General features: G+C 71.8%; 6 protein-coding genes and 1 tRNA gene. 4 read left to right on the top strand and 3 right to left on the bottom strand.

Annotation, left to right across the window (positions count from 1 at the left end; all coding sequences use genetic code 11):
• Window positions 1-110 precede the first annotated feature (110 nt).
• Together ACFYW7_RS14435 and frc are read right to left on the bottom strand one after the other, a co-directional pair.
• Window positions 111-2,258, bottom strand: a complete 2,148-nt coding sequence (locus ACFYW7_RS14435; protein WP_389501797.1) for an acetate--CoA ligase family protein — start codon at window positions 2,256-2,258, stop codon at window positions 111-113.
• A gap of 1 nt (window position 2,259) precedes the next feature.
• Window positions 2,260-3,492 carry a formyl-CoA transferase gene (gene frc / locus ACFYW7_RS14430; protein ID WP_389501795.1) on the bottom strand — a complete coding sequence of 411 codons (1,233 nt, stop codon included), beginning with the start codon at window positions 3,490-3,492 and terminating at the stop codon, window positions 2,260-2,262.
• A gap of 165 nt (window positions 3,493-3,657) precedes the next feature.
• Between frc and sucC the strand changes: the two genes are divergently transcribed.
• From sucC to ACFYW7_RS14415, 3 genes are all read left to right on the top strand, one after another.
• Entirely contained in the window at window positions 3,658-4,788 is a 1,131-nt protein-coding gene (gene sucC / locus ACFYW7_RS14425; RefSeq protein WP_389501793.1) for an ADP-forming succinate--CoA ligase subunit beta, read from the top strand.
• Between the two features lie 11 nt (window positions 4,789-4,799).
• A complete protein-coding gene (gene sucD / locus ACFYW7_RS14420; RefSeq protein ID WP_389501791.1) occupies window positions 4,800-5,783 on the top strand; it encodes a succinate--CoA ligase subunit alpha in 984 nt (327 codons plus the stop codon).
• Between the two features lie 144 nt (window positions 5,784-5,927).
• Window positions 5,928-7,532: an aldehyde dehydrogenase family protein gene (locus tag ACFYW7_RS14415; RefSeq protein ID WP_389501789.1), complete on the top strand. Its 1,605-nt coding sequence runs from the start codon at window positions 5,928-5,930 to the stop codon at window positions 7,530-7,532.
• Window positions 7,533-7,670: 138 nt separating this feature from the next.
• Here the strand turns inward: ACFYW7_RS14415 and ACFYW7_RS14410 are convergent, their stop codons facing one another.
• Window positions 7,671-9,002 (bottom strand): DUF2254 domain-containing protein, encoded by a 1,332-nt coding sequence (locus ACFYW7_RS14410; protein ID WP_389501787.1) that lies wholly within the window; start codon window positions 9,000-9,002, stop codon window positions 7,671-7,673.
• A gap of 143 nt (window positions 9,003-9,145) precedes the next feature.
• On the opposite strand from ACFYW7_RS14410, the gene ACFYW7_RS14405 reads away from it, so the two are divergent.
• Window positions 9,146-9,230, top strand: a tRNA-Leu gene (locus tag ACFYW7_RS14405).
• Window positions 9,231-9,385 lie beyond the last annotated feature (155 nt).

The raw sequence follows: 9,385 nt of genomic DNA, 5'->3' as shown, positions 1-9,385 counted from the left end.
CCGTGCTTACCAACCTTGTCCACCCCCCCCCCGCAAACTGCCCTCGGCGCCCCTCCGGGGGCCGGGGGGGCCCCCCCCCCCCCCGGCGCCCCCCCCCGCGCACACTCATGTCATGAGCGGCCCCCCAACAGGCCCGCCGCGCGGGCCCAGCGGTACTTCGCGCCGAGTACGGCCACCGGCGTCTCGGTCGTGTACGGGTAGGCCACGACCCCCCGCTCGTACAGGTACCGGCAGGCCTCCTCGACCTCGACGTCACCCGCGAGCGACGCCACCACGGGCTTCTCGATCCCGCGTTCACGGAACTCGGCCACGACGCGCGCGGTGAGTTCGGCGAAGACCATGGGAGGGGTCACGACGGTGTGCCAGTAGCCGAGCACGAGCGCGTGGACGCGTGGGTCCGTCAGGCCGAGGCGGATCGTCGCCTCGTACGTCGACGGCGGTTCGCCCCCGGTGATGTCCACCGGGTTGCCCGCGGCCCCGAACGGCGGGATGAACTCCCTGAAGGACGCGTCGAGGTCCGGCGGGATCTCCATCAGGGACAGCCCGTTGTCGGTCACCGCGTCGGAGAGCAGGACACCGCTGCCGCCCGCACCCGTGATGATCACGACGTTGTCGCCCCGGGGAGCCGGAAGCACCGGCAGGGCACGGGCGTACTCCAGCATGTCGTTCAGCCCGGGAGCCCTGATGACACCGGCCTGCCGCAGGATGTCGTCGTACACGGCGTCGTCGCCCGCGAGGGCTCCGGTGTGCGAGCTCGCGGCCCGCGCGCCGGCGGCGGTACGGCCGGCCTTCAGGACGACGACCGGTTTCGTCGGGACCGTGGCGCGGGCCGCCTCCACGAAGGCGCGGCCGTCCTTGAGGTCCTCCAGGTGCATCGCGACGCACCGCGTGTTCGGGTCCTCGCCGAACCAGGTGAGCAGGTCGTCCTCGTCCAGGTCGGACTTGTTGCCGAGCCCGACGATCGCCGACACACCCGTCTTCGTGGTGCGCGCGAACCCCAGGACGGCCATGCCGATGCCCCCGGACTGCGAGGTGAGCGCGACACCGCCCTTCACGTCGTACGGCGTGCAGAAGGTGGCGCACACGTCCTGCCAGGTCGAGTAGTAGCCGTAGATGTTCGGCCCGAGCAGCCTGACCCCGTACCGCTCGCCGATGGCCACGAGTTCGGCCTGGAGCTCGTGCTCACCGGTCTCCGCGAACCCGGAGGGGATCAGCACCGCGTTGGGGATGTTCTTGCGCCCCACCTCCTCCAGGGCCCGGGCCACCGCGCGGGCGGGGACGGCGAAGACCGCGACGTCCACCTCTCCGGGGATGTCCGCGACGCTCGCGTACGCCTTGCGGCCCTGGATGTCGTCGGCCCGCGGGTTCACCGGGTGGATCTCGCCCGTGAAGCCCCCGTCGACGAGATTGCGGAGCACCGCGTGACCGATCTTGCCCGGTACGTCGGAGGCGCCGATCACCGCGATCGACCTGGGCCGCATCAGCCGGTCCATCGAGGCGAGGATCTCCGCCCGGGTGTACCGGCGGCGCTCGGCCGGGACGCTCTCGGCCAGGACCACGCGGATGTCCGCGGCGACCGCGCCCTCGGGGGTGGCGATCACCGGGTTGAGATCCACCTCCGCGATCTCGGGGAAGTCCGCGACGAGTTCGGACACCCGCAGGATCTGTTCGGCGAGCGCCCCGCGGTCCACGGGCGGGGCGCCGCGCACACCGCGCAGGATCTCCGCCGCGCGGATCGAGTCCAGCATCGACAGGGCCTCGTCGGTGTTCACCGGCGCGAGGCGGAAGGTGACGTCCTTGAGCACCTCGACGAGCACCCCGCCCAGTCCGAAGGCGACGACCTTCCCGAACGTCGGGTCGGTCACCGCCCCGACGATGACCTCCTGTCCCGGCGGGAGCAGTTCCTGCACCTGGACACCGTCGACGCGGGCGCCGGGGTCGTACGCCCGCGCGTTCTCGACGATCGTGCGGAAGGCGGCCCGTACGTCCGCCGCACCCTCGACGCCGACGATCACCCCGCCGGCGTCCGTCTTGTGCGAGATGTCGGGGGAGACGATCTTCATCACCACGGGGCCGCCGAACCGTTCCGCGTGGGCCACGGCCTCGTCCTCGTCGCGGGCGACCTCCTCGCCGGGCACGGCGATCCCGTAGGCGTCGGCGATCCGCTTGCCCTCGGGCGCCGTCAGCGCGGTCCGCCCCTCGGCGCGCACGCGGTCGAGGAGCGCCCGCACCCTCGCCGTCCGGTCCCGGTCCGCCATCTCAGATCACCCCGCCCGACCTGAGCAGCCGCAGTTCCTCGTCGCCGAGGCCGAGTTCACCGATGTAGATCTCCTCGTTGTGCTCGCCGAGCAGCGGGGACGCGGTGATGTCGACGGGGGAGTCGGAGAGTTTGAGCGGACTGCCGACGGTGACGTACGAGCCGCGCTCGGGGTGCTCGACCTCGACGACCATGCCGTCGGCGGCCAGCGAGGCGTCCTCGATGATCTCCTTGGTGGACAGGATCGGTCCGCACGGGATGTTCTGGGCGTTGAGCTGCTCCAGCACCTGCCATTTGGGCAGGGTGCCGGTCCACTCCTCGATGAGCTGGAACATCTTCGCGAGCTTGGGCAACCGGGCGGCGGGAGTGGCCCATTCGGGGTCGTCGCCGAGTTCGGGCCGGCCGATCAGCCGGGTGATCGGTTTCCAGCCGGGGGGCTGGACGATGACGTAGACGTAGTCGTTGGGGCCGCCGGGCGCGCACCGTACGGCCCAGCCGGGCTGGCCGCCGCCGGAGGCGTTGCCGGAGCGCGGGACCTCGTCGCCGAAGTCCTCGTTGGGGTACTCGGCGAGCGGCCCGTGGGCGAGCCGCTGCTGATCGCGCAGTTTGACCCGGCAGAGGTTGAGGACGGCGTGCTGCATGGCGACGTTGACACGCTGCCCGCGTCCGGTGCGGGTGCGCTGGAGGAGCGCGGCGAGGATGGCGGCGACGACGTGGACGCCGGTTCCGGAGTCCCCGATCTGGGCGCCGGTGGCCATCGGCGGCCCGTCCTCGAAACCGGTGGTGGACATGGAGCCGCCCATGGCCTGCGCGACCACCTCGTACGCCTTGAAGTCGGTGTACGGACCGTCCCCGAAGCCCTTGATGGAGGCGTAGACGATCCGTGGGTTGATCTCCCGGATCCGGTCCCAGGTGAAGCCCATGCGGTCGATCGCGCCGGGGCCGAAGTTCTCCACCATGACGTCCGAGCGGCGGATCAGCTCGGTCAGGAGCTGTTTGCCGCGCTCCGTCTTGGTGTTGAGGGTGATGCTGCGCTTGTTGCTGTTGAGCATGGTGAAGTAGAGGGAGTCGGCGTCCGGGATGTCCCGCAGTTGGGCGCGGGTGATGTCACCCGACGGCGCCTCCAGTTTGACCACGTCGGCGCCGAGCCAGGCCATCAACTGGGTCGCGGACGGCCCGGACTGAACGTGCGTCATGTCCAGGACGCGGATGCCTTCGAGAGCCTTGGTCGTCACAGGTCACCTCACTTGTCCGTTGCCTCGAGCCGCCCCGCTGCCGTCGACGGAGGGCAAGGTTCGTACATTGCATACAGTCGACGAATACTGTATGAAGATTGTTATCCCGCATCCGATGGGTGATGTCCAGGGGTCGTGCACCACTTTCAGGACAGGAGCGGAAACGTGGACCTGTACGAGCATCAGGCGCGCCAACTCTTCGAGGAACACGGCATCTTGGTGCCACGCGCCGAGGTCGCCGACTCACCCGCGGCGGCGCGTGACATCGCCCGCCGGCTGGGCGGCCGCGTCGTCGTGAAGGCGCAGGTCAGGACCGGCGGACGCGGCAAGGCGGGCGGAGTCCGGCTCGCCGAGGACCCCGCCGCCGCCGAACGGACGGCACGACGGATCCTCGGCATGGACATCAAGGGCCACCCGGTCCGTTCGGTGATGCTGGCCGAGCCCGTCGACATCGAGAGCGAGTTCTACGTCTCGTACGTCCTGGACCGGGCCGCGGGACACTTTCTCGCGATCGCCTCGGCCGAGGGCGGCACGGAGATCGAGGAAGTGGCCGCGAACAGGCCGGAGTCGGTGGCGCGGATCCCCGTGGACCCGGCGGAGGGCGTCACCCCGGCCAAGGCGGACGAGATCGTACGGGCCGCGGGACTGCCGCCGCGGACCGCCGACATCCTGATACGGCTCTGGCGGGTGCTCACGCGCGAGGACGCCCTCCTCGTCGAGGTGAACCCGCTCGTCCGCACCACCCGGGGGCAGCTCGTGGCGCTCGACGGCAAGGTCACGCTCGACGACAACGCCCGCTTCCGGCAGACGCGTTGGGGCGACGACGGCGACTCGCACGACGATCCGCTGGAGGCGAGCGCCGCGGCCAAGGGCCTCAACTACGTGAAGCTGGACGGCGAGGTCGGCGTCATCGGGAACGGCGCGGGCCTGGTCATGGCGACCCTCGACGTGGTCGCCGGCTGCGGGGCCCGCCCCGCCGACTTCCTCGACATCGGCGGCGGGGCCTCCGCGCGGGTCATGTCCGACGGCCTGTCCGTCGTCCTCTCCGACCCGGACGTCAGGTCCGTCCTCGTCAACGTCTTCGGCGGCATCACCGCCTGCGACGCGGTCGCCGACGGCATCGTGCGGGCCCTGGACGCCGTGGCGCCGACCAAGCCGATCGTCGTCCGGCTCGACGGCAACAACGCCGTACGCGGTCGTGCCGTCCTCGACCACCGCGCGCACCCCTTGGTGCGGCAGGCCACCACCATGGACGACGCGGCCCGGCTGGCCGCCCGGCTGGCCGACACCAGTTGAAGGAGCGGGACATGGCCATCTTCCTCACCAGCAAGTCCAAGATCCTCGTCCAGGGCATGACCGGCGGCGAGGGCATGAAACACACCTGGCGGATGCTCGCGGCCGGCACGGACGTCGTCGGCGGCGTCAACCCGCGCAAGGCCGGCCGGACCGTCGACTTCGACGTCCCCCGGCATCCGGAGGGCTCAGTGGCGCCAGGGGGCTCACAGGGTCCCGAGCGCCGGGAAGGTTCCACCCGGGCCGTGTCCGTCCCCGTCTTCGGGTCGGTGCGCGAGGGGATCGAGGCGACCGGCGCCGACGTGAGCGTCGTCTTCGTGCCGCCCGCGTTCGCCCGTACGGCCGTGGAGGAGGCCGTCGACGCCGGGATCGCCCTGGCCGTCGTCATCACCGAGGGCGTCCCCGTCCACGACTCCGTCGCCTTCCGCGCCCGTGCCGCCGCCAGGGGCACGCGCGTCATCGGCCCCAACTGCCCCGGTCTCATCAGCCCCGGACAGTCCAACGCGGGCATCATCCCGGCGGACATCACCAGGCCGGGGCGCATCGGCCTGGTCTCCAAGTCCGGCACGCTCACCTACCAACTCATGTACGAACTGCGGGACATCGGCTTCTCGACCTGTGTCGGCATCGGCGGGGACCCCGTCGTCGGCACCTCCCACATCGACTGCCTGGCGGCCTTCGAGGAAGACCCCGACACCGAACTGATCGTGCTCATCGGGGAGATCGGCGGAGACGCCGAGGAGCGGGCGGCCGCGTACGTCCGCGATCACGTCACCAAGCCGGTCGTCGGTTACATCGCCGGATTCACCGCCCCCGAGGGCCGGACCATGGGGCACGCCGGTGCCATCGTCTCCGGCTCCTCGGGCACCGCCCGGGCCAAGAAGGCGGCCCTGGAGGCGGCCGGTGTGCCGGTGGGCGGAACACCGACCGAGACGGCCCGGCTGGTCATGGCCCGGCTGGCCCCTGCGGCACCCCGGAGTGACGTCACTCATAGTTAGAGTGACGTGACTGTCGGAAACCTCCCGACCCCACTACCTTCCCTCCCCACGTACGCGACGACTGCTCGCGCGGGCCCGTGCGGCCCGCCGCCCGGCAGGAGCCGGGCCCCCGCCCCCGACTGTGCACCGAGAGCGGAGACACCCATGGCGATCCTCGACCCCGACCCTCGCGATCCCGATCACCCGCCCCCCGGCCCCGCCGCTTCCCGTCCCACCCCCCTCGTCCTGAAGTCCGGCACGTCCTGGGCCGACGCCTGGCGGCGGTGCCTCGCCACCGCCCCCGAGGCGTTCCGCGACGACCGGGTCCTCAACCTCTGGAACTCCGGCTGGCAGGCGGACGGCCGGGCGCTGCCCGCGACCAGCCCCGTCGACGGGGGCCCCGTGGCGGGACCGCCACGACTCGACGGCGCCACCGCCCGGCGGGCCGTCCGCGCCTCCCTCGACCAGCACCGGGCCTGGCGCCACGTGCCCCTCCCGGAACGCCGGGCGCGCGTGGCCGCGACCCTCGACGCGCTCACCGAACACCGCGAGCTGCTCGCCCTCCTGCTGGTCCGGGAGATCGGCAAGCCCTGGCGGCTCGCCCAGGCCGACGTGGACCGCGCGATCGACGGGGTGCGCTGGTACGTCGACGGCATCGAGCCCATGGTGGAAGGACGGGCCCCGCTCGACGGACCCGTCTCCAACATCGCCAGCTGGAACTACCCGATGAGCGTGCTCGTCCACGCGCTGCTGGTCCAGGCGCTCGCCGGCAACGCGGTCATCGCCAAGACCCCGACCGACGGCGGTGTCGCCTGCCTGACCCTGGCCTGCGCGCTCGCCGCACGCGAGGGCATCCCCGTCACGCTGGTCAGCGGCAGCGGCGGCGAACTGTCGGAGGCGCTCGTGCGCGCGCCCGAGATCGGCTGCGTCTCCTTCGTCGGCGGCCGGGACACCGGCGCGGCCGTGGCCACCGCCGTCGCCGACCTCGGCAAGCGGCACGTCCTCGAACAGGAGGGGCTCAACACCTGGGGCGTCTGGAACTTCACCGACTGGGACGCCCTGACGGCGGTCGTCCCCAAGCTCTTCGACTACGGCAAGCAGCGCTGCACGGCCTACCCCCGCTTCGTCGTCCAGCGCCTCCTCTTCGACGACTTCCTCGCCGCGTACCTCCCGGCCGTCCGCACCCTGCGGACCGGCCATCCGCTCGCGGTCGAGCACCCGGGCGACCCGTTCCCCTCCCTCGACTTCGGCCCGGTCATCAACGCGGCCAAGGCCAAGGAACTGAACGACCAGGTGGCCGAGGCCATCGACCGGGGCGCCGTCCCGCTGTACCGCGGCAAGCCGTCCCACAGCCGCTTCCTGCCCGGCCAGGACACATCGGCGTACGTCCAGCCCGTCACCCTCCTCAACCCGCCCCCCTCCTCGCCCCTGCACCACGCGGAACCCTTCGGCCCGGTCGACACCATCGTCCTGGTCGACACCGAGGCCGAACTGCTGGCCGCGATGAACGCGTCGAACGGCGCGCTGGTCGCCACGCTGTCCACGGACGACGAGGCGACGTACGCCCGCCTCGCCCCGCAGATCCGCGCGTTCAAGGTCGGCCACGGCAGGCCCCGCTCCCGGGGTGACCGCGACGAACTCTTCGGCGGCTTCGGCGCCTCCTGGCGCGGCGCCTTCGTGGGCGGCGAACTGCTCGTGCGCGCGGTCACCCAGGGCCCGGCGGACGAACGCCTGCCGGGCAACTTCCCGGAGTACCACTTGATGCCGTGAGCCGTGAGCCGTGAGCCGTGAGCCGTGAGCGGCGCGCACCCCGCGCCCCCGTGCGGAAGAAGCGGGCACCCACCCGAAGCCGCCGGCCGACCGGCCAGGTGCGGGCGGGACTCCCCGGCCTCCGGGCCGGGGAGGATGTCACCCGATGCCCTGCCGGTCCGGCCGCAGGGCGAAAGCGCGGTCCGAGGCCTCGGGCACGGCGCGTTCCACGGCCTCGGTGAGCAGGGCGCGATGCCGGAGCAGCGGCTCACGGCGGTCCGGAGGAGCGATCATGGCCAGATCGTCGAGCGCCGCGAGGATGCGCCGGGTGACCTGGGGGCTGCCCACCGCGCACCCCCTGATCTCGGCGAACCCGAGATCGACCAGCTCCGTCCAGCCCGGCACGGGCTGCACCAGCCGCACCTCCCCTCGCCGGTCGCGATGGAGCGCCGTGTCGAGGGGACGCGGGGCGACGGCGGACAGGAAGTGCACGATGCGGTCGATCGCCTGCACGGCGGTGGTCGGGTCGTTCACCGCGGCCGACAGCGCCCGCAGCCCGATGTCGGACAGCTGCCGCAGCCCGAACGCGAAGTCCTGGTGGAAGGTGCGCTCCACACCGACGGACACGGTGTGGCTCAGCGACCGTACCGAGGGGGCGCTGCCTCCGTGGACGGAGAGCAGGGGCGTGCCGGGTACGACGAAGTCCCCGATCCGCGGGATCAGCCGCAGGACCACGCCCTGCCGACGGGCGGCCTTCACCAGTCGGGCGATGTCCACGTCCCGCAGGACGCCAGCCCGCCCGCGATGGGGGACCCGGGCGGTCTCGGGACCGAGCGCCGCCTCCTCCCCGGCCGTGTGGCCGACCGGCATCCGCGCGACGACCTTGAACGCCTCCTTGGTGATGCGGTCGATGACGTGGCTGATCCGCATGAGCCGCAGCGTCTGGTTCACGTACAGCACGAAGAGCAGGAGGCTCAGCCCCAGCATCGTCAGCGTCAGGACCGACTGCACCAGGGGGACGGCGGTGACCGATCGGGCCTCGGCCTGGCTCTCGTACGAGGTCAGCACGAGGAGCGACAGCAGGAACGTCGAGAGGAAGACGGCGAAGGTGGCCTTGGTGATCCGGCTGCGCACGAAGATCCGCACCACGCGCGGGCTGAACTGCCCGCTCGCCATCTGCACGGCCACCAGCGAGATGCTGAAGACCACACCGATGAAGGTCATCATCGCCGAGCTGACGGCCGTCACCACGGTCTTCGCGTCGTCGGCCAGCCGCAGCAGATCGTCGATGGTGTCGTAGTCACCCTCGTCCCGCAGCGCGTCGACGAGCGCGGTGTCGAGTTCGGACGCCGCCGCCCACACCACGAAGACCAGCACCATGGCCGCGGTGGGCGCGAACCAGAAGCTGTCCCGCAGATGCTCCCGCAACGGTGACAGCGCCCTAGGCCGCCGCCCCTCCCGCAAACCCCAGGTACTCGTCCGGTCACCCATGGTGAGGACTCTAGGCGCACCCCCACCACATGCCGCGGACCCGCTCCGGGGGCGCGGATATGCAGGTGAAGGGCACTCTGAAACCTTGGTATTGTTGTCCATGTCGCCGCGGGGAACACCCTCGGCCGGGCGACAGACACCTGGTCCGGGTGGCGGAATGGCAGACGCGCTAGCTTGAGGTGCTAGTGCCCTTTATCGGGCGTGGGGGTTCAAGTCCCCCCTCGGACACAATGATCGACAGCACCGTCAAGAGGACCGCAGCCCAAGGGTTGCGGTCCTCTTGACGTATCCCGGTACCGAAGGCGGGGGGGGGCGCGGGGGGGGGGCCCCCCCCCCGGCGCGGGGCCGCGGGGGCCCACCCCCCCGGGGGGGGGGGGGGTGGT

It is taken from the genome of Streptomyces sp. NPDC002580, from assembly GCF_042889485.1.
Taxonomy (GTDB): domain Bacteria; phylum Actinomycetota; class Actinomycetes; order Streptomycetales; family Streptomycetaceae; genus Streptomyces.
Note: the sequence above shows the minus strand (reverse complement) of the source record. Positions and strands in the feature narration are given on the sequence as shown.

Excerpts from the sequence above, each read along its gene's own strand:
- ACFYW7_RS14410 (WP_389501787.1), bottom strand. The coding sequence starts at position 9,002 with ATGGGTGACCGGACGAGTACCTGGGGTTTGCGGGAGGGGCGGCGGCCT.
- sucD (WP_389501791.1), top strand. The coding sequence starts at position 4,800 with ATGGCCATCTTCCTCACCAGCAAGTCCAAGATCCTCGTCCAGGGCATG.
- ACFYW7_RS14415 (WP_389501789.1), top strand. The coding sequence starts at position 5,928 with ATGGCGATCCTCGACCCCGACCCTCGCGATCCCGATCACCCGCCCCCC.
- ACFYW7_RS14435 (WP_389501797.1), bottom strand. The coding sequence starts at position 2,258 with ATGGCGGACCGGGACCGGACGGCGAGGGTGCGGGCGCTCCTCGACCGC.